Origin of the sequence: Bacillus sp. NPDC094064, from assembly GCF_050279585.1 — a bacterium.
In the GTDB taxonomy this organism is placed as follows: domain Bacteria; phylum Bacillota; class Bacilli; order Bacillales; family Bacillaceae_G; genus Bacillus_A.
Window position 1 is genome coordinate 363,445 of the sequence record NZ_JBNNUI010000005.1, and the last position, 26,659, is coordinate 390,103.

Consider the following 26,659-nt stretch of genomic DNA (forward strand, 5'->3'; position numbering starts at 1 on the left):
GGTGAATCCTCCTAAAAAACGTTTTTTGTATCCGATAAGTTCTTATCGCTGGTAGTATGACCAGGACAAGGTAAAATATGTATATCTACATACCGGACTTTTTTCTACACTCAATAGGATAACAACTTGTACTCAAAAACTCAACCGTATTCACCTGCACAATAGTCCATGTAAACGCTTTTTTCCATATTTTTTATAAAAAATTCATTTTTATGCCTCTACAGCAAGCTCATTTCTCACCGCTTGACGAATTTCATCAATATCAAATGGTTTAGCAAAGTGCATTAAAGCTCCTAAATCTTTTGCTTCTTGGATCATATCAAGCTCTCCATAAGCAGTCATTAAAATTACTTTAATACTCTCATCAATTTCTTTTACATGCTTTAAAATCTCTATACCATCCATACCTGGAATTTTCATATCTAACACGACTAAATCTGGATTATCCTTTTTCACGATATCTAAAGCTTGAAAACCATTCGCTGCTTGGAACGTCTGATAACCTTCTTTTTGGAACACTTCATGTAATAACACACGAATGCCATATTGATCATCAACGATTAAAATTTTCCCTTCCATAACTCCCAACCTTTCTGTGTAAGTACAAGATTTACAGCTTCTTATATCTTATCGATTTATTTTCGCTATTCTTTGCCAAATTCCTTCCTATTCTTTCTTATTTTACCGTTTCCTATTTCGTTACGCCACCCTACGATTTCACCTTTCTAAAAAAATAAACTATAATGAAAACCGGCAAACACGTACGAAAGGAGTAACATTATGTTAAAAATTTTTTCAACTCAATTAAGTGGTTATTTCTCCAAAATTTCCCAAAAAGAGGAAATGAATATAGAGGATAGTGCTCGTCTACTTGCTCAAGCATTAATTGGTGATGGCTTCATTTATTTACATGGTACAAATGAAATGGAGGGCGTTGTTGTTGAAGCACTATTCGGTGCTGAATCGATGAAGCAAGCAAAACGCTTTTTCGAAAATGGTAAAGAAGCAACAGTAACTTCTGCAGATCGCGTACTTCTTATTAGCCGTTTTTCAACAGATGAAGAAAATATAAAAATTGCAAAAAAACTTCAAGAAGAAGGTCACTCTATCGTTGGAATCTCTGCCATTCAAGAAGGTGCTGAATCACTGGAACAATATACAGATGTACATATTGATACAAAGCTATTAAAAGGTCTTATTCCAGACGACGAAGGTAACCGCTACGGATTCCCAAGTTTAATTGTAACTTTATTTGCTTATCACGGATTAAAGTTTACAATTGATGAAATGTTAAACGAATATTAAAAAAAGCGCCCTATTTCAGGCGCTTTTTTTTATTACTTGCTCTCTTTATTCGTAATAGAAGCACTTACGAAATCATGGAACAACGGTTGTGGACGGTTTGGACGAGATACAAGTTCTGGGTGGAACTGTGCTGCCACGAACCAAGGATGGTCTTTTAATTCAATGATTTCAACTAGACGGCCGTCTGGGCTTGTACCAGAGAATACAAATCCTGCTTTTTCCATATCCGGGCGGAATTGATTGTTGAACTCATAACGATGACGATGACGCTCATATACAACCGGCTCATGGTAAGCTCTGTAAGCATTTGTTTCTTCAGCAAGCTTACATGGATATAGACCAAGACGAAGTGTACCACCTAAGTCTTCTACATCTTTTTGTTCTGGTAATAAGTCGATGATTGCATAAGGTGTGTCAGGATTAATTTCAGAAGAGTTAGCTCCTTCTAATCCTAATACGTTACGTGCGAATTCGATTGATGCAAGTTGCATACCTAAACAAATTCCTAAGAATGGAACTTTATTTTCACGAGCATATTGAATTGCAACGATTTTACCTTCTACACCACGATCGCCGAAGCCACCTGGTACAAGGATACCATCTGTGTCTCCTACTAATTCTTGTACATTTTCTGCTGTTACGTGCTCAGCATTTACCCATTTCACTTCTACATCTGTATCGAAAGAGTAACCTGCATGGCGAAGTGCTTCTACAACAGAAATGTATGCATCTTGAAGTTCTACATACTTACCAACAAGAGCAATTTTTGTTTTCTTAGAAAGATTACGTACTTTCTCAACTAGCGCAGTCCACTCTGTCATATCTGCAGCTGGATTGTCTAATTTTAAGTGATCACAAACGATTTGGTCCATGTTTTGCTCTTGAAGAGATAATGGAACTGCATATAAAGTATCTGCATCGCGTGCTTCAATAACAGCTTTTGTATCAATGTCACAGAATAGTGCAAGCTTGTCTTTCATATCTTGAGAAACAGGCATTTCTGTACGAACAACGATGATGTTTGGTTGAATACCTAAGCTACGAAGTTCTTTAACACTATGTTGTGTTGGCTTTGTTTTCATTTCGCCTGCTGCTTTTAAGTATGGAATTAATGTACAGTGAATGTACATTACATTGTCACGACCGATGTCGCTCTTAATTTGACGGATTGCTTCTAAGAATGGTAGAGACTCGATATCACCAACAGTTCCACCGATTTCTGTAATAACAACGTCCGCGTTTGTTTCGCGACCAGAACGGTATACACGTTCTTTAATTTCATTCGTAATGTGAGGAATAACTTGAACTGTTCCTCCTAGGTATTCACCACGACGCTCTTTTTGAAGAACTGAAGAGTAAATTTTACCTGTTGTTACGTTGCTGTATTTGTTTAAGTTGATGTCGATGAAACGCTCATAGTGACCAAGATCTAAGTCAGTTTCTGCGCCATCATCTGTTACGAATACCTCACCGTGTTGGTACGGACTCATAGTCCCTGGGTCTACGTTAATGTATGGATCAAACTTTTGAATCGTTACGTTTAAACCACGGTTTTTTAATAGTCTTCCAAGAGATGCTGCTGTAATACCTTTACCTAAAGACGATACTACACCGCCTGTTACAAAAATATACTTAGTCATGAAAAAGCTCCCTTCTACTTCGCTGTTATATAATCACCGTTGCAAAGCGCAACGTATGTAGATAACACTGTATCCATCTTATTGTTAGACTCTTTTTATTTTCTAAACAAAAAACAAAAAAGAAAATTGCTCCCCTCATCACATAAAGTAATAAGTAGGGAGCAATTTTCTTTTATATTTACACTTTAAAAGTATTATCGTCCTTTTTTAAAGAGCCCAAAAATGATTCTACATGGACGATAATGAAAAGTCAAGAACTACAGCTCTTCCTCTTCTTCTTCTTCAGTTTCATCGTACTCAAGTTCTTCTTCAGCGAAGTCATCTTCATCTTCGTCTAAATCATCAAGATCGTCGTCATCTCCGTCTTCGTCTTCAAGAACCTTGTCCAAATCTTCTACATCGTCTTCATCTTCATCTGCATTTCCGTCTGCATCGTCAAAGTCATCTTCATCTTCATCAATGTAGTCGTCAAAACCGTCTTCTTCAACTTTACGTTTCTTCTTCGGTTTTGGTTGCGGTAAGATTTCTTCATCAATTTGCTCATATGGGTACCAGCTACGTAATCCCCAACGATTTTCTCCTAAATTAATGAAACGTCCGTCGATGTTTAAATCTGTATAAAATTGTGCGAGTTTCGCATTAACTTGCTCTTGAGATAGTCCCAGCACTTGAGCGATTTCTTGAACCAACTCGTTGAATGTCGTTGCTTGTCTTTTATCCCCTAAAACGCTATGTACAACTTCAATCATTGAACATTCTTTTAGCTCTTCTGGTGAATATTGCTTAAAATCCACTTATGCGGCACTTCCTTTCATCAAATATAACCTTATATATAACGGTCTGCTTAAAAAAATCCATACTATTCATTATAAACAAAAGTCGCACAAATATGCTACAAAAAAAACGTGAAACTTTTATCCCGTTATTTGCGAGCAGTAAAACTCCCACCTCAAAATTCAGTTAGAGCGAAAAGTTAGGGGAGATCCATTGCCCATAAACGCCCGATTGGTGAAAGCTAATAATCAGTGGGTATCAACACCCCACTGATTAAAGTTTCACTTTATATAGTAATAAAATTATAATTTGTCCATTCCTTATTTCGGAAGCATATGCGCCCCCTGCAACACATACCTAATTTGCATTTCTGTATATTCTTCGAGCGTATATAATTTTTGCAAGGCCCAGCGTCTAAATCCCCACATTTGTCCTTGTATGAAAATATTATGTGCAAGAAGCTGTATTTCCTTTTTATTTAATATAAATGTTCCGTTTTCTGTACACTGTTCTAAAATATTTTCAAACATCCCTACCATTTGAAACTCTTTTTCTAATACGTATGGAAGAGATTCTTTCGGTAAAAAACGTACCTCTTGATACATAATTAATACTTCTTCTTGCAATTCGTCCATAACCTTAAAATAATTCGTTATCGCTATCTTTAAACTTTCTATACTTCCCTTCTCTGTACACACTACTTCCTCTAAGCGTTCTTTTACATGTTCATAAATACTATCACAAACTAAATATAAAACATCATCTTTTGTACGAATGTACTCATAAAGTGTTCCAATACTAAATCCAGCCGCTTTCGCAATTTCCCTCGTTGTTGTGCGCGGAAATCCTTTTTGCTTAAACAATTGCACCGCACCTTTAATCATTTGTTCACGCCTTAACGCAACTAGCTTTTCATCCTTTACTGATGCATGCACGTTATGTTTAACCATCCCCTTCACCTCTCTCTATTATTTTTTGGAAGGAAAAAGCGTAGGAAAATACCTACGCTTTCGTTCCTACTTCGTTAACATACGAGAAATTACAAGTCTTTGAATCTCTTGTGTTCCTTCATAAATCTGTGTAATCTTTGCATCTCGCATATAACGCTCTACTGGATAATCTTTCGTATAACCGTAACCACCAAATACTTGTACTGCTTCAGTCGTCACCTTCATCGCTGTATCACCTGCAAATACTTTTGACATCGCTGATTCTTTCCCATACGGAAGCCCTTCCGATTCAAGCCAAGCTGCTTGATATGTTAAAAGGCGCGCCGCCTCTATATCCGTTGCCATATCCGCAAGTTTAAAGCCAATCCCTTGCTGCGCCGCAATCGGTTTTCCAAATTGATGGCGCTCTCTTGCATATTCTACAGAAGCATCTAAAGCCCCTTGTGCAATACCAACTGCTTGCGCCGCAATGCCATTACGACCGCCATCTAATGTTTGCATCGCAATCTTAAATCCTTGCCCTTCCTCTCCAAGTAGGTTCTCTACAGGAATACGGCAATCTTCGAACATAATTTCAGTCGTTGGCGAAGAACGAATCCCTAGCTTGCTTTCCTTCTTCCCAACTGAAAATCCTGGTGTATCACTTTCTACGATAAACGCGCTCGTGCCGCGCTGCTTCGATTCAGGATCTGTTAACGCAAAAACAACATAAATATCAGCAATGCCGCCATTTGTAATAAAGATTTTCGATCCATTTAATACGTAATGGTCTCCATCCCTTTTTGCAATTGTCTTCATTCCACCAGCGTCCGATCCAGATCCTGGTTCTGTTAAACCGTATGCACCAATTTTCGTCCCTTCAGCCATCGGTCGCAAAAACTTTTGCTTTTGCTCTTCTGTCCCGAATTTAAAAATCGGCCATCCAGCAAGTGAAGTATGCGCAGACAGTGTTACACCTGTAGAGGCACAAACGCGAGATAACTCTTCGATTGCAATTACGTACGCCAAGTAATCGCTTCCAATCCCACCATACTCTTCAGGCCATGGGATGCCTGTCAAACCAAGCTCTGCCATTTGATCAAATAACGCACGATCAAAGCTCTCTTCCTCATCACGCTGCGCTGCTGTTGGTGCTACTTCGTTTTTAGCAAAGTCTCGAACCATTTTTCTTATCATTTCATGTTCTTCTGATAGTTTAAAATGCATCTTTGTCTCCCCCTCGTCCTTTTATAAAGCACGGCTAATAACAAGTTTTTGTATCTCACTCGTTCCTTCATAAATTTGCGTGATCTTCGCATCACGGAAAAATCGTTCTACTGGATAATCTTTCGTATAACCGTAACCACCAAATACTTGCACCGCTTCAATCGAAACTTCAACCGCTGTCTTAGAAGCGAATAATTTCGCAATAGACGCTTCTTTCCCGCACGGTAATCCTTGTGCTCTAAGCGATGCAGCTCTATATACGAGTAATCGCGCAGCCTCCACATTTGTTGCCATATCTGCAAGTTTGAAGCCAATCCCTTGCTGCGCCGCAATCGGCTTCCCGAATTGCTCTCGTTCTTTTGCATAAGCAATTGCACATGCAAGCGCCGCTTCAGCAATTCCTAACGCCTGTGCGCCGATTCCAATTCGTCCAACATCTAAATTCGCCATCGCCACCTTGAACCCTTGCCCTTCTTCCCCAAGTAAATTCTCAGCTGGCACTTTCATATCTTCAAACGTAAGTTGTACTGTACGAGAACCGAGAAGCCCCATCTTATGCTCATCTTTTCCTATGATTAAACCAGGCGTATCTTTCTCTACTATGAACGCGGAAATACCACTTTTTCCTGCCTCAGGATTTGTAGAAGCGAATACAATGTATGTATTTGCTTCACCACCATTTGTAATAAATACTTTCGATCCATTAATAATATAGTGGTCGCCTTTTTTTACAGCTCTTGATTTCAAACTTCCTGCATCTGATCCTGCATTCGGTTCTGTTAAAGCAAATGCGCCTAAATATTCACCAGTCGCAAGCTTAGAAACGTATTTCTCTTTTTGTTCTTCTGTTCCGAAATATAAAATCGGGTTCATGCCAACTGACGTATGTACAGCTAAAATTACACCAACTGTTGCGCTTACCTTTGAGATTTCTTCGATTGCTAAAATGTAAGAAATAAAATCCATTTCTGCGCCGCCGTATTTTGCAGGCGCTGGAATACCCATCAGTCCAAGCTCACCCATCTTTTGCAAAATCTCTTTCGGGAACACCCCTTGTTCCATACTAGGAACAAAGGGAGCTATTTCTTTTTGCGCAAAATCCCGAACCATTTTCCTCATCATTTGCTGCTCTTCAGTAAAATGAAAATTCATATACTCCGCCTCCATCTGCTATATATCCTTTTAACAATTTGGTAAGACCACTATTTTGTAACAAAGGGGAATTTATTCGTAAACGTAGAAACCACGGCCCGTTTTACGTCCTAACCATCCTGCATTTACGTACTTACGCAGTAATGGACATGGGCGATATTTACTATCTCCTAATCCTTCATGCAACACTTCCATAATGTATAAACATGTATCTAAGCCGATAAAGTCAGCTAGCGTTAGAGGTCCCATCGGATGATTCATACCGAGTTTCATTACTTCGTCAATCGCTTCTTTCGTCGCTACACCTTCATATAACGTGTAAATCGCTTCGTTAATCATCGGTAATAAAATACGGTTTGATACAAACCCTGGGAAATCATTTACTTCAACTGGCACTTTCCCAATTTTCTTCGTGATATCTTCAATCGTTTCGTATACCGCATCATCCGTAGCTAAACCACGAATAATTTCAACAAGCTTCATAACAGGGACTGGATTCATAAAGTGCATACCGATTACTTTTTCTGGACGTTTCGTTACCGCTGCAATTTCTGTAATTGGCAACGATGACGTATTCGTTGCTAAAATGGCATGATCAGGTGCGATTTCATCTAGATTCGCAAAAATTTTCTTTTTAATATCCATTTTCTCAACAGCCGCTTCAATAATAAGATCTGCTTCTTTCACACAATCTAAATCAAGCGTTACTGTAAGACGATTTAACGTTGCTTCCTTCTCTTCTTCCTTCATACGTCCTTTTTCTACTTGGCGTGCTAAGTTTTTCGTAATGATAGCCAGCCCTCTATCTAATTGTTCTTGTTTTAAATCTTGTACTTTCACGTCATATCCTGCCATTGCACACACTTGCGCGATTCCTGATCCCATTTGTCCTGCACCAATTACAACAATCTTCTGTACACCCATTTTTTCTTCCCCCTTAATTGTTAATAAACTATATAACTTCTAAAATTAGTGAACTTCAATCATCACTGCGTCACCTTGACCGCCACCGCTACAAATCGAAGCAATTCCAATTCCGCCACCGCGCTGCTTTAATGCATGGATAAGTGTAACGATAATACGCGCTCCGCTTGCTCCAATCGGATGGCCCATCGCCACTGCGCCGCCATTTACATTCAATTTTTCTGGGTCAATCCCTGCAATCTCTGTACTTGCAATTGCTACTGCTGCAAAAGCTTCATTAATCTCAAATAAATCGATATCTTCAATTGTCTTGCCTGTTTTTTTCAACAATTCGTTAATTGCATAACCTGGTGTTCTTGGGAAATCTTTTGATTCTACCGCGATTGCCGTATGCGCTAAAATTGTCGCTAATGGCTTTCTTCCTTCTTGCTTCGCTCTGTCCTCGCTCATTAATACAAGTGCAGCACCGCCATCATTAAGTCCCGGGGCATTACCTGCTGTCACTGTTGACGTCTTATCAAATACAGGCTTTAATTTCGCTAATTTTTCAATCGTTGTATCCTCGCGTGGCGCCTCATCCTTTGCAACGACGATAGGATCTCCTTTTCTTTGCGGAATCGTTACTGGTACAATCTCCTCTTCAAAACGACCTTCCTTATGTGCTGAAACCGCACGTTGATGGCTACGGTATGCCCACTCATCTTGCGCTTCACGCGAGATTCCGTCTTCCTTTGCAACTTCTCCGCCATAAACACCCATGTGTATGCCTGAGAATGCGCACGTTAAACCATCGGCAACGTTTAAATCGATAACTTCATTGTTACCCATTCTGTATCCCCATCTTGCCCCTCGTAAAATGTAAGGACTATTACTCATTGATTCCATGCCACCAGCTACAATAAGCGATTGGTCGCCAGTACGAATAATTTGATCCGCTAGCGTAACCGCACGAAGCCCTGATGCACAAACTTTATTTACTGTTTCCGTCTGCACTTCCCAAGGGATTCCAGCAGCTCTCGCAGCTTGGCGAGATGGAATTTGTCCTTGTCCTCCTTGAATAACCGTTCCAAATATAACTTCTTCAACATCACTAGCAGAAACATTCGCTCTCTCAAGCGCCGCTTTAATTGCAATTCCTCCAAGTTCTATCGCTTTCACGTCTTTTAAAGTTCCTCCAAATTTTCCAACCGGTGTTCTTGCAGCACCTAAAATAACTGTTTTACTCATGTCTATTTCCCCCATTTTTTTTATTAGCGCTGAGCGCTCGCTCGGTATTCTTACATTGAGAAGAGGTGCACTGACTGCACCTCTTTCTAAAGTTGTATGCATTCCTACAAACTACATTGCTTCTTTCTTCTGTCCGATAACAGATCGTTCTAAAATCTCTGTTACATCAAGCGTTTGAACTTTCTCTTCTACTTCTTTCGCTTTCGTCCCATCACTAATCATCGTTAAGCAATATGGACAACCTGTACCGATAATGGATGGCTGCACAGCTAATGCTTGTTCTGTACGAGCAACGTTAATACGAGAACCTGTTGTCTCCTCCATCCACATTAAGCCACCACCTGCTCCACAGCACATTCCCGTTTCACGGTTACGTGCCATTTCTACAAGATTCACCCCAGGAATCGCTTTCAAAATATCACGTGGTGCTTCGTATACTTCGTTGTATCTTCCTAAGTAACAGGAATCATGATAAGTAACTGTCTCCTCAATAGCGTGAACAGGTTTTAAGCGCCCTTCTTTCACCCACTGAGCTAACAATTCTGTATGATGATAGACTTCCGCTTGCAAGCCAAAGTCCGGATACTCATTTTTAAATGTGTTATAAGCATGAGGATCAATCGTAACGATTTTCTTCACTCCTGCCTTTTCAAATTCTTCGATATTCTTTGTCGCCATCTCTTGGAATACAAATTCATTTCCAAGGCGGCGCGGTGTATCTCCAGAATTCTTTTCTTTATTACCGAGAATCGCGAATGAAATGCCTGCTTCGTTCATTAACTTCGCAAACGATATCGCAATCTTCTGACTACGATTGTCGTATGATCCCATTGAACCAACCCAGAATAAATACTCGAATTCCTCACCAGCTTTTGATTTTTCTTTTACCGTTGGCACTGTTACTTCGTCATCACCTTGGCGCCATGTTTCACGCTCTTTACGGTTCAGACCCCACGGATTTCCTTGACGTTCAATGTTTGTCATTGCGCGTTGTGCTTCCGCGTCCATTTTTCCTTCTGTTAAAACGAGATAGCGGCGTAAATCAATAATTTTGTCAACATGTTCATTCATAACTGGACATTGATCTTCACAGTTACGACACGTTGTACATGCCCAAATCTCTTCTTCTGTAATAACATCTCCGATTAAACTCGGATCGTAAGCGAGCGTTGTAGCTGCTGATTCTTGTTGCCCTTTCCCAGCTGCCATCATCGCTAACTGATTTCCTTGTGTATTATTAAAAGCAACGACTGGAACCCACGGTGCTTTTGATGTTACCGCAGCTCCTTTATCAGTTAAATGATCGCGAAGCTTTAAAATTAAGTCCATCGGCGATAACATTTTTCCTGTGCCTGTTGCTGGACACATATTTGTGCAGCGGCCACACTCTACGCAAGCGTATAAGTCAATAAGTTGATTTTGTCTAAAGTCTTCAATTTTACCAACACCAAATGTTTCTTGCGTTTCATCTTCAAAATCAATCTTTTCAAGCTTCCCTGGGTTTGAAAGACGACCGAAGAATACGTTAGCTGGTCCCGCAATTAAATGCGCATGTTTTGATTGTGGAACATATACTAAAAATGTTAACAAGATTAGTAAATGCACCCACCAAGAGAAATAGAACACTGAAATGGCTACGGTTTCATTTATCCCACCGAAAACGTAAGCGATTGCAGAAGCGATCGGTTCACTCCATGAAAGCTCCTCGCCATGCCATATAATTCCCATACCGTTACCAAGTAGCACAGAAACCATTAAGCCTCCGATAAAAATAAGAACAAGGCCTGATTTAAAATTACGTTTTAAACGAACAAGCTTTTCAACGTAGCGTCTATGAAAAGCCCAAAAGACTGCAATTAAAATTACGAGTGTGACAATTTCCTGGAAGAATGTAAATGCAGGATATAGTGGTCCAAGTGGAAGATGTGATCCTGGTGCGAGCCCTTTCCAAACGAAGTCGATTGCTCCAAATTGGACAAGAATAAATCCGTAAAAGAACATAACGTGAATAATGCCGCTCTTCTTATCTTTCAGCAGCTTTTTCTGACCGAAAACATTGACCTTAAGGAGATCCCAACGCTCTTTAAAACGGCGGTCAAATTCAATCTTTTTTCCTAACTGTATGTAGGCCATCCTCGTTCGTATAAGATATACAAACAAATATCCCGCATAAGCAATAACAGCAATGGCAGCCAGCCAATTAATGATCAGTAAGCTATTCATTTTTATGCTACCCCTCTCTTTGTAAGCCCTCTTTCTTTTTTAGAATCTTCAAAAACATATAATTTTCTGAATTTTATCCCCTATCTTCATTATATAATGAGTGAGCATTCAGTCAACAGTTTTTTGTTATACAACAACATATTTTTTAATAAAGCTGTTTATTTCGGTGAAACTATAAAGCGAAACTTTAATTAGTGGACTGTCCATTCCCCACTAATTATTAGCCTGCACCGATCGGGCTTTTACGGGCCATTGATCTCCCGCTCAACTTTTTTGAACTGGGAGTCTTACCGCCCGCAAATAGCAGGGAAAAGTGAAGGAGCAAAGAATGCAAAGGAGGGAATTCACTCATGTTCTTCTTATCTCTCTTGTTAATATGCGTTACGCTTTGGATCATAATTGATTTTTTATATGGGAGACACCTTCACTTACAACGTGTGCGCCCTCGCACTTTCCCTTTACGTCAAAGTGATTTTCACCTTTATACATACGGAAAAGACTTATATGATGCTTTATTTACTGATATAAAACAAGCGAAGCACCACGTACACGTTTTGTTCTTCATTGTAAAAAATGATAAGATCAGTCGTCAGTTTTTAAAGTTACTTATCGATAAAGCACAGGAAGGAATTGAAGTAAGACTTTTACTCGATCGATTTGGTAGCCATTATTTATCAAACGAAGCAATTCGTTCCCTACAAAAACACGGCGTCTCTTTTTCTTTTTGTCATAAAGTGAAACTCCCTTTCCCTTTCTTTTCTGCCAATCAAAGAAATCATAGAAAAATTACAGTCATTGATGGGAAAATTGGTTATATTGGAGGCTTTAATATCGGCGAGGAGTACTTGGGACATAATGAACAATTAGGACTGTGGCGAGACTATCATTTACGTCTTACAGGAGAAGGGGTTCAAGATTTACAGAAGCAATTTTTACATGACTGGTTAGATGATACAACCGAAAATTTACTGGAGGCTTCTCCTTATTTTCCGAAACAACAACCAGGTACCATCCTACATCAATTTGTTCCGACCGATGGAGCCTATTTACAACATACTTTTTTACACTTAATTGAAAAGGCAAAAAAAGAACTCTTTATCGGTACACCTTATTTCATTCCCGGTAAAAAAATTATGAGCGCTCTATTAAAAGCACGTGAAAGAGGGGTTCACGTAACAATTCTCGTTCCAGAAAAGGCCGATCACGCCCTTGTTCGAGAAGCAAAATTCCCGTACTGCCGAAAATTAATACAAGCTGGTTGTAATATTTACGCATTTCAACGAGGGTTTTTTCACGCTAAAATTATTATAGTAGACGATGAAATTTGTGATATCGGAACTGCAAACTTTGATATGAGAAGTTTATATAGTAACCATGAAATTAACTGCCTTTTATATAATAAACATTTCATACAAACAGTAAAAAATAAATTCCATGAAGATCTAGACAATGCATCATTGCTTTCCTTTGAAGATGTCAGCCCCCTTTCTCTTATCGATAGGGGAAAAGAGTGGCTAGGAACAATCCTTGCTTTCTTCCTATAGGAAAGGGAATAAATAAAAGAGGTATATCACATATGATTATAAGATTTGGATACGTCTCACATGCAATGGCATTGTGGGACTGTTCTCCTGCCAAAACAATGACGTTTACAAGCTTCAAAAAACTTAATAAACAAGAGCGCGAGGATAAATTGTACGATGTTACAAGACAAAATCTTGAAAACACAATACGTATCCTTCATTACAATATAGCGCATGAAATCCCACTATATCGCCTATCGTCTTCCATCGTCCCACTTGCAACACACCCTGAGGTTGAGTTTGATTACATTGAAGCATTTTCACCACTTTGGCGTAAAATAGGGACATTAATTCAAGAACACAATTTACGAGTAAGTTTTCATCCAAATCAATTTACATTATTCACAAGCGACAAGCCGCATATTACAACTAACGCTATTACAGATATGAACTATCATTACAAAGTATTAGATGCGATAGGAATTGCCGATTCTTCTTACATTAATATTCATGTTGGTGGGGCCTATGGAAATAAGGAAAAAGCAATTGAACGTTTCCATGAAAACATAAAAAAACTTCCTACACATATAAAAAAACAAATGACTCTTGAAAACGATGATAAAACATATACAACTTCTGAAACTTTATCTATTTGCCAAAAAGAAAATATTCCTTTTGTATTTGATTACCATCATCACATGGCCAATCTTTGCGAGGAACCGCTAGAAGAGCTACTACCTGCGATTTTTGAAACTTGGTCACACACAAACGTCCCACCAAAAGTTCACATTTCTTCTCCTAGATCAGAAAAAGAATTTAGAGCTCACGCTGCATATATTGATTTAGAGTTTATTAAACCGTTCTTACACATTGCAAAAAAAATCAATCATAATTTCGATATTATGATTGAAAGTAAACAGAAAGATTTAGCACTATTACAATTAATAGGTGAAATCTCTTCTATACGAGGCGTAAAAAGACAAAATGGTGCAACGTTACAGTGGTAAATTGTAACATTGCGCTATTTTTTTTCAAAAAAAGTAATTTGTATAGTAAAAAACACCCTATTTTATATGCTATTATTTAAATTAGCATTTTCCACCTGAGATTCAACTTTATTGAAACGGAGCCATAATATGATTAATCAAAAAAAGTATGTACAATTTGTCATAATGTATATAATTATATTTTCCCTTTGGATATTCTTTATTCCTAAGGACTTGACTATAAAAGAAATTGGGATTCTCTTCTTATTTTGTTTTGCTACACTCTTTTCTTGCTATTGCCTATATAAAGCAATTAAGAAAATGAAGCACGGCGACAAGCTATTTTGGGTTCTAGTATTATGCACTTGTATATGTGGATTAACTATGGAAATAACTTTATTTCTTCATTCACTTTCTATATATGATCAAGTCATATTCTCCTATAAGGCTTTGCCTTTTTTCATCGTACAATATATTTTGCTCTTTTCTGGCTTTACTATAAAGTTTATAAAACATTACTCTATTAGAGGTCTTGCTCAATTTTCATTCGATAGCCTCTTCATTATTATTATGAATATTTATTTCACTTTAACTTTTATTTTGGATCTCTCAAGCTTTCGTATGTTAACAACGGATATGTGGGTTTTAATTGGATACTTTATTGCACAATCATTAGTAATTTACGCCGTTATTAGCCTATATAGAAGAGAACGGTATTCTTCTAGTAGAATTTCGTTAATTATCGGCTTTACTATTATACTTGTATACGGATATGTACATCTGTTCCAATTAAATGCCGGGATGGACTCTTCTTCTGAGATCTCTTATTTAATACATACCGCTTCCATTCTACTGATAGGTTTATCGTCCATACTATACATTTTGGATAAACCAATACAACATGAAACGAAAATGAAATATTATCGATTCGATTATGTACGATTTATATTACCTTATTTTAGTATAATCATTACTTTTTCTTTTATTGTCCTTCAGCCTTGGGATGATCAGTTCATGCTAATCGGTCTAGTATTATCACTAATCTTATTATTCCTACGACAACTTTACATGTGGAAAGATAATCAAGCATTAATTGATACTTACGAAAAGTTGACTATACAACTAGAAGACGAGGTTGAAGAAGGTGCATCTGCATTATCAAAAAGTGAACAACGTTATAAATCTTTATTTGAAGATCACCCTGATGCCGTGTTCTCCTTAAATATGAATGGTATTTTTCAACGTTCTAATCAGGCATGTGAAAGTTTATTTACTGCTTACTATTGTGAAGTAGCTAGCTATTCTCTTCTACATTTCATTGATTCAAAAGACCATGAACTACTAAAGAAGGCTTTACAGCTTACAAAAGAAGGTAGACCACAAACTTTAGAAGTTCGTACAAAAGAAAAAGAAGGCTACTATTATTACCTTCATATTACGCTTATCCCCACGTTTATAAATAAAGAAGTTGTTGGGATGTTTGGAATAGCACGTGATATTACAACTTTATATGAAAAACAAAAGCAAGTAGAGCATTTAGCTTTTCATGATGCACTTACCGGGCTACCAAATCGCCGTAAGTTTGAAAAAGATTTAAAAGCTATTTTAAATACGGCACAAACTAGTGCAAATGACATTGCCGTCATGTTCCTTGATTTAGATCGATTCAAAAAAATTAATGATCGCCTTGGCCATGATGTTGGAGATTTACTATTAATCGAAGTAGCAAAAAGATTACGTGGGTGTTTGCGTTCTAAAGATATCGTTGCTCGTCAAGGTGGCGATGAGTTTACAATTCTATTACCGGATATGTACTCTGAAAAAGGTGCATCTTTCATCGCTGAACAAATTTTAACTATTTTAAACAAACCGTTCTTCATTCAAGACGAAGAACTATCTATTACACCAAGTATCGGAATTGCAATGTATCCTGATTATGGAACTACTGTAACCGAATTAATGAAAAATGCCGATATAGCTATGTATTGTGCGAAAGCAAATGGAAAAAACAGATTTGTTTTCTTCTCAAAAGAAATGAGCATTGCTCAAAATGAGAGCAACTTCCTAGAAGGCGAACTTTCAAAAGCATTACAACAAAATGAATTTTTCCTTGAATATCAACCGCAAGTACATACAAAAACAAAACAAATTATTGGTTTTGAAGCGTTAATTCGCTGGAAACATTCAAAACTCGGAATTGTATCACCTGCCCAGTTCATTCCTCTAGCAGAGGAAACGGGATTTATTATTGAACTTGGTAATTGGATTTTGCGTACAGCCTGCTTGGAAGCAAAAAAGTGGCATAACCAAGGCTTTTCTCATTTAAAAGTTGGTGTGAATTTATCTGTTGTGCAATTTAATCACCCAGACTTAATACCAACTATTTCAAAAGTCCTAGAAGAAACAAAATTAAAACCAGAAGCACTAGATATTGAGATTACGGAAAGTATCGCGATTAATCAAAATCATTCTGTAATCGCTAAACTCGAAGAACTTCAAAATCTTGGTATTCAAATTTCAATTGATGACTTCGGAACTGGTTATAGTTCTTTAGCCTATTTAACAAAATACCCAATCAACACATTAAAAATTGCCCGAGAATTTATTTGTGGCATTACAAATAGCCCTTTAGAAGAAGCAATTATTGCTTCCATTATTACGCTATCAAAAGAATTAAATTTAGAAGTTATTGCCGAAGGTGTAGAAACAGAAGAACAGTGGAATTTTTTACGCGCACAAAACTGTGATCATATTCAAGGTTTCTTCTTTAGCAAACCTGTTTCTAATACAGATGTTTGGATGTTACTCCACAAAAAAACAACCGTCTAAGTAAGACGGTTGTTTTTTAATATTCATAAGGCATATCTGAAGCTAATTGTACCTCTTGATCATTATGAGAAATCACTTGGCTTTTTTCTAAAGCTGTATCTGTTAATGAAATACCCCATGCCATCGCTAACGTTAATAGACTACCAATAAGTAGTTTTTTCATATTCCATCACCCACATTTTTTCTTTTAATATATCATGAAAATTTCTCCATACATTATGCAATTATGCATATTTCGTTTTCTGGTTGTTTTATTTCTTCATTTTCTTTATAAACTTTTCCTTATACGGATGCATTTCTAAAATATCGAAAAAGAAGCAAGCTTTTTCATAAGCCTCTTCAACCTCTGCCCTATCGTATTCTAGCTTTTCTAAGCACTCACCTTTTTGATAGTATAACTGTCCAATCAATGCCATACTATTAATTCGACAAGATATTTCAATAGCTTTATTTATTTGGTAAAGCGCTTCTTCATATTGATTATCTACGTATAATGTTTTTGCATAATTATGTCTTACTTTCACATCAAACTCTTTATTTTCAGGCAATGCTTCTAATTGCTTTAATATACCTTCAAATAATTCCAGACCCTTCTTAAGGTGACCATTTTCAGAATAAATATTTGCAATTGCATTTTCTATATAAAGATTTTGATATACGTCTATTCCAGCTAATTGTTGGTTTAACAAATTTTTTAATTCTAAAATACAATATTCGTAATCAATTTTCTTCAATATGTAAGCTGCTACATGATATTGCCATTGGAGAAACTGCTGAAATTCAGGATGATATTCTTCCTTTTTCAGCTCATTCCATACTTTATTATAAATTTCTTTATATTTCTTTTGCTTACAAAGCATAATGATTTGATCTTTTAACTGCTTTTTCCTCTCAATATCGGAATAAACGAGTACCTCATAAAAGTGAATAATGGGAACTTGTAATTTTGCTGCAATACCTTGCAATATATCCATACTTGGGTATACCGCGCCTGATTCAATTCGGCTCACTTCCGATTGATGACATATGTTCTCGGATAACTGTTTTTGTGTGAATCCCCTCATTACCCTAATCTTCTTAATTTCACTTCCTAATTTTTCTGCGTGCATACTTACTCACCATCCCATTAGAACAATCTAATTTGTTAAGTTGTCATACCACTACAATAATGTGAATTCGACAATTTTTGATATGAAATAATGCATAATATATATAAAATTCGGCAAATTCATCTCACATACAGGAATAGCTTAGAAGGGTTATAGATGAATGATAGGAGAATTGCCAGTGATTTCATTGTAAAAGTAGATAAAAATGGAGTAATTACTACTATTAGTGGTAAGCTGTCCAACATTTAGAACAACAACCTAATCTTACTATAACAAATTTTTTGTCGAAAAATGAAGTAAAACCTACATTACGTAATACACTTCAAATTCCAAACGATGCGGTTGAAACAGAATTCTCTAACAAAACCGTTGTTTATCCCGATTGGTGAAGACTAATAACCAGAGAGGGATGGACACCCCCATTGATTAAAGTTTCATTTTATAAGAAAAAGAAGTTTACCTCTCACAGGTAAACTTCTTTTTATATCCATCCCTTTTCTTCCGCAATTGTAATTGCTTCAATTCTATTTTTTGCATCGAGTTTCGTTAATACTTCAGAAATGTAATTACGTACTGTACCAGGTGACAGATAAAGTGCCTTCGCAATTTCATTTGCCGTCTTTCCTTCTTTCGCGAGCAACAGTACTTCTTTTTCACGGTCTGATAACGGATTTTGCTCTTGCCATAATCCGAACATTAAATCTTGAGAGATCTCCCGCTTTCCTTTCATTACATTACGAATTGCTGCCGCTAAATCTTCACTTGGGCTATCCTTTAATAAATAACCGTGCACACCAGCTTTCATTGCTCGTTCAAAATACCCCGGCCTTGCAAATGTTGTTAAAATCATTACTTTGCATGCTGATTTTTCTTTCTTTAAAGTTTCAGCAACATCTAATCCACTTTGAATTGGCATTTCAATATCCATAATACTTATATCAGGTTTTAGCGATTCGATTAACTTCAACGCTTCTTCCCCATTTGCAGCTTGCCCAATTACTTCAATATCATCTTCTAGATCAAGAAGGGCCCCTAATGCACCACGAAGCATCCGTTGATCTTCTGCAATAATAATTCGAATCATGCCTTCACCTCATCTTTTCCTGTTCGAATGACAACTGGAACTTTCACTGTTAATACCGTCCCTGGGTTTATCGTATGTAGTTCAACAAATCCATCAATAAGAGCAATTCGCTCTTTCATACCACGAATACCATTTCCATCGTGATTTTGATCCACTAAACCGATACCATTGTCTTCTACTTTTAAAATTAATTCACCCTGTGATTCCAATACAGAAACTGTACACCGCGACGCCTTACTATGCTTTACAACATTCGTAACAGCCTCACGTAAACACATCCCGACAATATTTTGTTCAATCGGTGATAACGAACTCGAATTTGCTTCCTGCTTTACTTCTAATTCAATGTTAGCTGCTTGCAAGATTGCCCCTATTTGTTCAAGCTCTTCTTCTACTGTAATCATACGCATATCAGAAATTAATTCCCTTAGCTGCTTTAAGGCTGTGCGGGATGTCTGTGTAATTTCCTTTGCTTCCACACTTGCACGTTCTGGATTTTTCACAATTAACTTCTCCACGAGCTGGCTTTTTAAAGTAATAAGAGATAACGTATGCCCTAACGTGTCATGAAGATCCCTTGCGATTCGCTGCCGTTCTTCACGTTTTACTAAGTCTTTAATTTGTTCATTTGCTTCGTTTAATTGATTTTTCAACATCTTTTTTTGATTAAAATTACGCATCCCAAATGGCGTAAGAAGCATTAAAATAAACATCGGAACGATATTCACTAAACTTGCAGTTGTTAACTGATTCTTATATACAAATACAAAAGCCCCAAGCATTATAACTAATAAACATAACAACACTCGAAACACTTTCTTACTTGGCGTAAATCCCATCGCACTTGCTGTGAAAAACCCAAAAAATATCATGAAAGGGTTGTAAAATAAAGCAAATAAAAAAATAAGTACCATCTGAATACACGCCCATAAAATGAACGTCTTCTGAACAAAATAAAGTTGACGGTATGTGACAATGAAAACTATCAACATACCGATTCCTAACACAAGCTTCCACCCCGATGCTTGTGTTAAATGGTAAATTGGAAATAACAGATACACGAACCACATATACGGGAAGAAACCCATATGTTTCGGAAAAATCTCAATCCTCTTCTTTTCTATCATTTATACCGCTTCCTGTCTTTTTCTTATATATATTGATACTACAACAAATATAAGGAAATAACCTCCTAGTACCGCGATATTTTCCCAACCAATTGATTTTCCAGCTACAATATCCCATGCTCCGCTTCCGAAATGATATGTCGGTGTCCACTCACCAATCGTTCTTAATATTTTGGGGAATACTTCAATTGGCATCCATAGACCACCAAGAATTGCTAAACACATATTTAAAATATTTGCTAAGCCCGCAGCTGCATCCGCCTTTTTAATGGAACCTATTACTGTTCCGAGCGCTAAAAATGGTGTCACACCTAACAACAACCATAATCCGGCGCCAATCCACTGCCCTACCGTTAACTCGACATGATTAATTAATATTCCTGCGATAAAGATAACTAAGATTGAAAAAGCATTTACTACTGTTTGAGCGATAATTTTTGCTGTTAAATATGCCCCCTCTGGAAGTGGTGTAATTTTTAAAAGATGTGTCCATCCTTGCCCTTTTTCCTGAGAAATTCTAACACCGAAACTAAAAAGTGCCGTCCCTACAATACTGAAAGTTGCCATCGAAATTAAATAGTGTGCTTTCCACGCATCCCCGTTTTGTGGCACTTGAACGACATTTGTGAAAATGTAGTAAAACATAACTGGCATTAATAATGAGAAAAAGATAAATAATTTATTACGAAACGTACGTAAAATTTCTATTTTGCATTGCATCCATAAAGCCTTCATGCGATTTCCCCCTTTTGATTTGCGACAAATTGTTCAAATGCTTCATCAAGACTTCCGCGTTCAACTGAAACGTCTGTTACAGGTAAATTCCTTTGATAAATTGCTTGTAAAGTTGCGTCCGTATCCTCAGTTGTTAACGTGAAGCGTCCTTCCTTTACCTGTACGTCTGTCACGTGCGGCAATTCCTTTAATAAATTCTTAGGAATTTTTTCTTTCGAATAAAACGAGATTGTTTTTCGAGAAATCGTCGCTTTCATCTCGTCAGGCGTGCCATCTGCGATAACCTTTCCATTCGCAAATAATAAAATACGATTCGCTAAAGCATCCGCTTCTTCTAAGTAGTGCGTCGTTAAAATAATCGTTTTCCCTTCACTTGCTAACTTTCGAATCGTTTCCCAAAACGTTCTTCGAGACGTAATATCCATTCCAACTGTCGGCTCATCTAAAAATAGCAAATCTGGATTCCCTGCAAGCGCGAGCGCAAAGTTTAACCTTCTTTTTTGTCCCCCTGATAATTTCTCACATCTTTGCTTTCGCTCTGATTCTAAATTTGATAATTGTAGTAATGTTTCTTTCGCTACCGGGTTCGTATAGTAACTGCGGAATAACTCGATTGCTTCTTCCACCGAAATGCTATCAATGACACTTACTTCTTGTAGCATTGCACCGAGGCTATTCCGAACAGCTCTATGCTTTGGACTCTTCCCAAATACAGAAACCGTTCCTTCTGCCGGATCCTTTAATCCAAGCATCATAGAAATCATCGTTGTTTTACCGGCACCATTCGGGCCAAGTAACGCTACTATTTCTCCTTTATCCACATGAAATGAAACATTATTTACTGCTTTTTTATGTTTAAATGTTTTAGAAACACCATTTACTTCAATAATCCTTTCCATCTCTCCACCCCCGCTGTTTCTTATATTTACATTGTATTAATTGGAAGACTTAGGAAACAGTATGATGCGTCATAACATCGATATGACAATTGTCATGTATTCCACATGAGACGAATCAACCCGCATACCGCAAGCGAGTAGCAGGACGAAAATAAACATGATACAATCGGATAAGATATATATTCGAGGAAGGACAGTGGTTTTCATGATTATTCGTAATGAACAAGATTTAGAAGGTTTACGAAAAATCGGTCGCATCGTTGCGCTTGCACGTGAAGAAATGAAAAAACAAGCAAAGCCAGGCATGACAACGAAAGAACTTGATTTAATCGGTAAAAAAGTATTAGATGAGCATGGTGCTATTTCTGCACCTGAAAAAGAATATGATTTCCCTGGTGTAACTTGTATCAGTGTAAATGAAGAAGTTGCTCACGGTATTCCAGGAGATCGTGTATTAAAAGAAGGCGACTTAGTAAATGTCGACGTATCTGCTGCACTTGGTGGTTATTATGCAGATACAGGTATTTCATTTGTACTTGGGGAAGATGAAGCAAAAGAAAAGCTTTGCCAAGCAGCCGTTGATGCATTTTGGGCAGCAATGAAAAAGGTGAAGGCTGGTTCAAAACAAAATCAAATCGGTCGCGCTGTTTCAAACTTCGCACATAAAAATGGATACAACGTTATTCAAAACTTAACTGGTCACGGCATTGGTCTTAGCTTGCATGAAGCACCAAACCATATTTTAAGCTATTATGATCCAATGGATAATGCGCTTCTAAAAGACGGCCTTGTTATCGCTGTAGAGCCATTCATTTCTATGAAAGCTGATCACATTATCGAGCGCGGTGACGATGGTTGGACATTCGTTACACCTGACAAAAGCCTTGTTGCACAATGTGAACATACAGTTGTCGTAACACGCGGCGAACCGATAATCTTAACAGAAATATAAAAAAACAGCCGTTTTGGTAGATTTCTGCTACTAAAACGGCTGTTTTTTATTATTTTTAGGTATGTAAAAGTTTATATAAATAAAAGGTGGTGCATCAGGGCACCACCTTTTTAACGGGGTGAGGCTGCCCAACAGTACGGAAAACTCTTGAACAGCCTCGTATTTTCATATGGATGCCTTACATATATCACTGATGATAATTATGAAATGCGGAAACATATTTACCATCACATGATTCAAACATGAGAAAAGAAACCATATAATAGTCCCTTTTCCCTACATAATCTAAAGTTTGGGTACACTAGATTCATGCAATGTAGGAGCCTTCTGAGCAGAAAGCGAACCTTCATCTAAAATGATAGCATACATATCTTCGCCAAAAATATGCAAATATACATATAGCGTTTTTTATTTCTCAACAACAAAATATTGAAAATTCAGTCTTTCAAAGATAAAATAAAGTCGTTAACCGTCTTCTTTTGTCAGTCAGAGAGAATAGAAGAATGGGAGAGGAAAAAATGAGAAAATCACTGAAACAAAAAATAGTAAGCTCCTTGCTTGCTGTATCACTCGCCGTTAGCTTAGCTCCAATTGGACAAGTAAAAGCTGATTCCACGTCAGAAATCACACAAACCCCACCTATTACAAAACAAGTTGATGCAAGCCGTGCCATCGAACATATCCGATTTTTATCCGAAACAATCGGTCCCCGTCCTGGTGGGACAAAATCAGAAGAATGGGCTTCTCGCTATATTGGTATGCAGCTCAAATCAATGGGCTACGAGGTAGAATATCAGCCATTTCAAGTACCAGATCAGTACGTTGGATTTATCGAATCACCATTATCGACAAAGCGTAATTGGCAAGCTGGTGCTGCTCCTAACGCTCTAATTTCTACAGAAGCTGTTACAGCTCCCCTTATCTTTGTTCAAGGTGGAACAAAATTAGAAGATATTCCAAATGAGGTAAACGGAAAAATTGTTTTATTTGAAAGAGGAACAACAGTAGCAGACTACAATAAACAAGTCGAAAATGCTGTTAGCAAAGGAGCAAAAGGTGTTCTTTTATACAGTTTAATTGGCGGCCGTGGAAACTACGGACAAACTTTCAACCCTCGCTTAACGAAAAAGCAATCTGTACCAGTTTTTGGCCTTGCTTACGCGCAAGGAAATGCGTTTAAAGAAGAAATCGCTAAGAAAGGAACAACAATTCTTTCCTTAAAAGCGAGACATGAATCTAATTTAACATCCCTAAATGTCATCGCTAAAAAGAAACCAAAAAATAGTACAGGTAATGAAAAAGCTGTCGTTGTAAGTTCACACTACGATAGCGTTGTTGGGGCACCTGGAGCAAATGACAATGCTTCTGGTACAGGTTTAGTATTAGAGTTAGCTCGTGCTTTTCAAAATGTAGAAACGGATAAAGAAATTCGTTTTATTGCTTTCGGTTCTGAAGAAATCGGATTACTTGGCTCTGATTATTATGTGAATAGTCTGTCCCAAAAAGAACGTGATCGAATTTTAGGTGTCTTTAATGCAGACATGGTTGCAACAAATTATGATAAGGCAAAGAATTTATACGCAATGACTCCTGATGGCTCAACAAACCTTGTAACAGATGCTGCCTTACAAGCAGGTAAACAATTAAATAATGATCTCGTTCTTCAAGGAAAATTTGGCTCTAGTGATCACGTACCATTTGCTGAAGTGGGTATTCCTTCTGCACTATTTATTTGGATGGGTGTCGATAGTTGGAATCCATTAATCTATCATATCGAAAAGGTATATCACACACCTCAAGATAACCTATTTGAGAACATTTCATCAGAACGTATGAAAATGGCATTAGAGGTCATTGGTACAGGTGTCTATAATAGCCTTCAACCTACCGTGAAAACAGGACAAAAAGCTGCTTAATACTATTTCAAGCCACCGATTAATCGGTGGTTTTTTATTAAGAAAAAATAAATATGTATATCAGTATATTTATTACATGGCGTTATTACCCGAAAAAAATAAATTAATTAATTAAAGTATATTAATCATAAGTTTTATTGTGTATAATATAAAACGTAATATATTGATTTAGTTTAATCATTGGATGGTATTACCATGTAAAATAAAAATTGTAATAATAGTAATTACATTTAATAAAGAAGGCTTTCTACTATAAAAAAATTATTCTTGCAGTTATGTTAGCTTTAACGGTTATTTCAGGAACTAATGCTTTTATTCCTGAAACAAACACTGATGCAGCTACTCACGAGCAAAGTTTTACAAAATACTATTTCTAAATTAGCCATAAAAATGGCTATGCATTCATCCAAAACTTAACGGAACATGGTCATTGATCTTAAATTATATGAGATACCACACCACATTCTAAGCTTATGGTCCAATGGATAATCGACTTATCGAAAACGGTTTCTTTGTTACTTTAGAGCCACTTATCTCTATGAAAGCCGACCATATTATTCGGCCGGTGATTGAGTCCAACCTGAAACTGTTCTCTTTTTCTAAAAAACCCTTCAGGTTGCATTCTTGCCTTCACTTTATCGTGAAGTGTTTTTGAATACTTACCTAAAGGGCGTAATATCAATAGTAATTTTTTATTTGTCTGCTACTCAGATTACAGTGTAATCAATAATCTAAATCTTTTTTATTATTTTATTCGCTGACGAGCGAGTAGGATTCCACCTAAAAGTAACAATACCATACCTCCAAGAATTGAACTCATTCCTGCTGATGTTCCTCCTGTGTTAGGAAGTAATGTTGGCTTATCATTTTCTGTAGTAGGTGGAACTTTTGAATCGCTATTTTTGTCTGCATTTGTGCTTGAATCTTTTGGATCTGTGCTTGAATCTTTTGGATCTGTGCTTGGATCTTTTGGATCTACATTGGGTTCGTCCTTGATTTTTGTATTTGTGATGTCATAACCATTTACTTCGGATTTGTATCCCGCTACTGGTTGTTCTTTCACTTCATACTTGTACGCTAACCCGTTTGCATCATATACTTGTAGTTTTTCAAACGTGTACTTCCAGTTTGTTGCCACACTTACTTCTTTCGTGTCAATAACTTTTCCATTTTGTAATAAGTCTACTTTGATGGATACTGGACGATCTATTGCGTTGTTATCATCCCAGACTTTCTTACCACTTACTTCTGTTGTTTCTGTATTCTTGTAAATATTTGTAATCGTTGTTCCTTCTACCTTTGTTTCGTAGCCATCAACTTTTACTTCATTTACTGTATACGTGTACGCATTTCCTTGTTCATCGTACTTTGGTAGTTCTTTGAAGTCGAAACTCCAGTTACCATCCTTATCAGCCTTCACTTCTTTTGTTTGGAACTCTGTTCCATTTTGAAGTAATTGTACTGTGATGCCTTCTGGACGTGTACCAAACTTATTGTTGTAGTCTTCCCAGACTTTTTTACCACTTACTTCTGTTGTTTCTGTATTCTTGTAAGTGTTCGTGATCGTTGTTCCTTCTACTTTTGTTTCATAGTTGTCAACTTTTACTTCATTTACTGTGTACGTGTACGCATTTCCTTGTTCATCGTACTTTGGTAGTTCTTTGAAACTGAAAGTCCAGTTGCCTTTTTCATTAGCCTTCACTTCTTTTGTTTGGAACTCTGTTCCATTTTGAAGCAATTGTACTGTGATACTTTCTGGGCGTGTACCAAACTTATTATTGTAGTCTTCCCAGACTTTCTTACCACTTAGTTCTGTTGTTTCTGTATTCTTGTAAGTGTTCGTGATCGTTGTTCCTTCTACTTTTGTTTCATAGTTGTCAACTTTTACTTCATTTACTGTGTACGTGTACGCATTTCCTTGTTCATCGTACTTTGGTAGTTCTTTGAAACTGAAAGTCCAGTTGCCTTTTTCATCAGCCTTCACTTCTTTTGTTTGGAACTCGGTTCCATTTTGAAGTAATTGTACTGTGATGCCTTCTGGACGTGTACCAAACTTATTGTTGTAGTCTTCCCAGACTTTTTTACCACTTACTTCTGT

22 protein-coding genes and 2 pseudogenes are annotated in these 26,659 nt (G+C 37.2%); 8 read left to right on the forward strand and 16 right to left on the reverse strand.

The genetic code is table 11. From position 1 onward, the window contains the following. Positions 1–210 precede the first annotated feature (210 nt). Complete coding sequence (gene spo0F, locus ACQKNI_RS14565; protein ID WP_000398594.1) at positions 211–579, reverse strand: sporulation initiation phosphotransferase Spo0F; 369 nt, start codon at positions 577–579, stop codon at positions 211–213. Positions 580–780: 201 nt separating this feature from the next. Between spo0F and ACQKNI_RS14570 the strand changes: the two genes are divergently transcribed. Beyond that, entirely contained in the window at positions 781–1,305 is a 525-nt protein-coding gene (locus tag ACQKNI_RS14570; protein ID WP_098252377.1) for a DUF2529 domain-containing protein, read from the forward strand. A gap of 32 nt (positions 1,306–1,337) precedes the next feature. On the opposite strand, the gene pyrG is transcribed toward ACQKNI_RS14570, so the two are convergent. The 8 genes from pyrG to ACQKNI_RS14610 form a co-directional block, all read right to left on the reverse strand. Further along, entirely contained in the window at positions 1,338–2,945 is a 1,608-nt protein-coding gene (pyrG, locus tag ACQKNI_RS14575) for a CTP synthase (RefSeq protein WP_088231959.1), read from the reverse strand. A 257-nt stretch (positions 2,946–3,202) separates the two neighbouring features. Further along, positions 3,203–3,739, reverse strand: a complete 537-nt coding sequence (gene rpoE / locus ACQKNI_RS14580; protein ID WP_088231958.1) for a DNA-directed RNA polymerase subunit delta — start codon at positions 3,737–3,739, stop codon at positions 3,203–3,205. A 300-nt stretch (positions 3,740–4,039) separates the two neighbouring features. Continuing rightward, on the reverse strand, positions 4,040–4,669 hold the full coding sequence (locus ACQKNI_RS14585; RefSeq protein ID WP_088231957.1) for a TetR/AcrR family transcriptional regulator: 630 nt from the start codon (positions 4,667–4,669) through the stop codon (positions 4,040–4,042). Positions 4,670–4,735: 66 nt separating this feature from the next. Further along, positions 4,736–5,875, reverse strand: a complete 1,140-nt coding sequence (gene acdA / locus ACQKNI_RS14590) for an acyl-CoA dehydrogenase AcdA (RefSeq protein ID WP_088231956.1) — start codon at positions 5,873–5,875, stop codon at positions 4,736–4,738. Between the two features lie 21 nt (positions 5,876–5,896). Beyond that, on the reverse strand, positions 5,897–7,027 hold the full coding sequence (locus tag ACQKNI_RS14595) for an acyl-CoA dehydrogenase (protein WP_427282471.1): 1,131 nt from the start codon (positions 7,025–7,027) through the stop codon (positions 5,897–5,899). A gap of 72 nt (positions 7,028–7,099) precedes the next feature. Then, complete coding sequence (locus tag ACQKNI_RS14600; RefSeq protein ID WP_071710803.1) at positions 7,100–7,951, reverse strand: 3-hydroxybutyryl-CoA dehydrogenase; 852 nt, start codon at positions 7,949–7,951, stop codon at positions 7,100–7,102. Between the two features lie 45 nt (positions 7,952–7,996). Beyond that, positions 7,997–9,280 (reverse strand): acetyl-CoA C-acetyltransferase, encoded by a 1,284-nt coding sequence (locus tag ACQKNI_RS14605; RefSeq protein ID WP_427282472.1) that lies wholly within the window; start codon positions 9,278–9,280, stop codon positions 7,997–7,999. A gap of 9 nt (positions 9,281–9,289) precedes the next feature. Next, positions 9,290–11,401: a heterodisulfide reductase-related iron-sulfur binding cluster gene (locus ACQKNI_RS14610; protein ID WP_098252379.1), complete on the reverse strand. Its 2,112-nt coding sequence runs from the start codon at positions 11,399–11,401 to the stop codon at positions 9,290–9,292. A gap of 350 nt (positions 11,402–11,751) precedes the next feature. On the opposite strand from ACQKNI_RS14610, the gene cls reads away from it, so the two are divergent. The 3 genes from cls to ACQKNI_RS14625 all read left to right on the forward strand — a co-directional run bounded on the left by cls (position 11,752) and on the right by ACQKNI_RS14625 (position 16,739). Continuing rightward, positions 11,752–12,945, forward strand: coding sequence for a cardiolipin synthase (gene cls, locus ACQKNI_RS14615; protein WP_088231952.1), 1,194 nt, complete (start codon positions 11,752–11,754; stop codon positions 12,943–12,945). 32 nt (positions 12,946–12,977) lie between these two features. Next, the gene (gene uvsE, locus ACQKNI_RS14620) at positions 12,978–13,931 is read left to right on the forward strand and encodes a UV DNA damage repair endonuclease UvsE (RefSeq protein WP_088231951.1); all 954 of its coding nucleotides are present in this window, start codon (positions 12,978–12,980) and stop codon (positions 13,929–13,931) included. A 129-nt stretch (positions 13,932–14,060) separates the two neighbouring features. Beyond that, on the forward strand, positions 14,061–16,739 hold the full coding sequence (locus ACQKNI_RS14625) for a DUF4084 domain-containing protein (protein WP_088231950.1): 2,679 nt from the start codon (positions 14,061–14,063) through the stop codon (positions 16,737–16,739). Between the two features lie 16 nt (positions 16,740–16,755). On the opposite strand, the gene ACQKNI_RS14630 is transcribed toward ACQKNI_RS14625, so the two are convergent. Then, a complete protein-coding gene (locus tag ACQKNI_RS14630) occupies positions 16,756–16,902 on the reverse strand; it encodes a quorum-sensing peptide PapR (RefSeq protein WP_088231949.1) in 147 nt (48 codons plus the stop codon). A gap of 88 nt (positions 16,903–16,990) precedes the next feature. Beyond that, on the reverse strand, positions 16,991–17,848 hold the full coding sequence (locus tag ACQKNI_RS14635; RefSeq protein ID WP_088231948.1) for a helix-turn-helix domain-containing protein: 858 nt from the start codon (positions 17,846–17,848) through the stop codon (positions 16,991–16,993). Positions 17,849–18,028: 180 nt separating this feature from the next. Between ACQKNI_RS14635 and ACQKNI_RS14640 the strand changes: the two are divergent. Next, positions 18,029–18,225: pseudogene (locus ACQKNI_RS14640) on the forward strand (bacillolysin); the annotation flags it as partial. A gap of 104 nt (positions 18,226–18,329) precedes the next feature. On the opposite strand, the gene ACQKNI_RS14645 reads toward ACQKNI_RS14640, so the two are convergent. Genes ACQKNI_RS14645 through ACQKNI_RS14660 form a run of 4 tightly spaced genes read right to left on the reverse strand, consistent with a single transcriptional unit; the run spans position 18,330 to position 21,693 of the window. Then, the gene (locus tag ACQKNI_RS14645; protein ID WP_000619248.1) at positions 18,330–18,932 is read right to left on the reverse strand and encodes a response regulator transcription factor; all 603 of its coding nucleotides are present in this window, start codon (positions 18,930–18,932) and stop codon (positions 18,330–18,332) included. Next, positions 18,929–20,059, reverse strand: coding sequence for a sensor histidine kinase (locus ACQKNI_RS14650; RefSeq protein WP_427282473.1), 1,131 nt, complete (start codon positions 20,057–20,059; stop codon positions 18,929–18,931). The genes ACQKNI_RS14645 and ACQKNI_RS14650 overlap by 4 nt, the downstream gene beginning before the upstream one ends. After that, positions 20,060–20,794, reverse strand: coding sequence for an ABC transporter permease (locus tag ACQKNI_RS14655; protein WP_098357074.1), 735 nt, complete (start codon positions 20,792–20,794; stop codon positions 20,060–20,062). Beyond that, the gene (locus ACQKNI_RS14660; RefSeq protein ID WP_098357075.1) at positions 20,791–21,693 is read right to left on the reverse strand and encodes an ABC transporter ATP-binding protein; all 903 of its coding nucleotides are present in this window, start codon (positions 21,691–21,693) and stop codon (positions 20,791–20,793) included. Before ACQKNI_RS14660 ends, ACQKNI_RS14655 begins: the two co-directional genes overlap by 4 nt. 205 nt (positions 21,694–21,898) lie before the next feature. Between ACQKNI_RS14660 and map the strand changes: the two genes are divergently transcribed. The 3 genes and pseudogenes from map to ACQKNI_RS14675 form a co-directional block, all read left to right on the forward strand. Then, a complete protein-coding gene (gene map / locus ACQKNI_RS14665; protein ID WP_088231944.1) occupies positions 21,899–22,645 on the forward strand; it encodes a type I methionyl aminopeptidase in 747 nt (248 codons plus the stop codon). A gap of 518 nt (positions 22,646–23,163) precedes the next feature. Then, complete coding sequence (locus tag ACQKNI_RS14670; RefSeq protein ID WP_098357076.1) at positions 23,164–24,561, forward strand: M28 family metallopeptidase; 1,398 nt, start codon at positions 23,164–23,166, stop codon at positions 24,559–24,561. A gap of 380 nt (positions 24,562–24,941) precedes the next feature. Continuing rightward, positions 24,942–25,120: pseudogene (locus ACQKNI_RS14675) on the forward strand (type I methionyl aminopeptidase); the annotation flags it as partial. A gap of 186 nt (positions 25,121–25,306) precedes the next feature. Here ACQKNI_RS14675 and ACQKNI_RS14680 read toward each other — a convergent pair. Further along, positions 25,307–26,659 (reverse strand): Cna B-type domain-containing protein (locus tag ACQKNI_RS14680; RefSeq protein ID WP_427282474.1); only part of this gene is annotated, 1,353 nt, incomplete at its 5' end.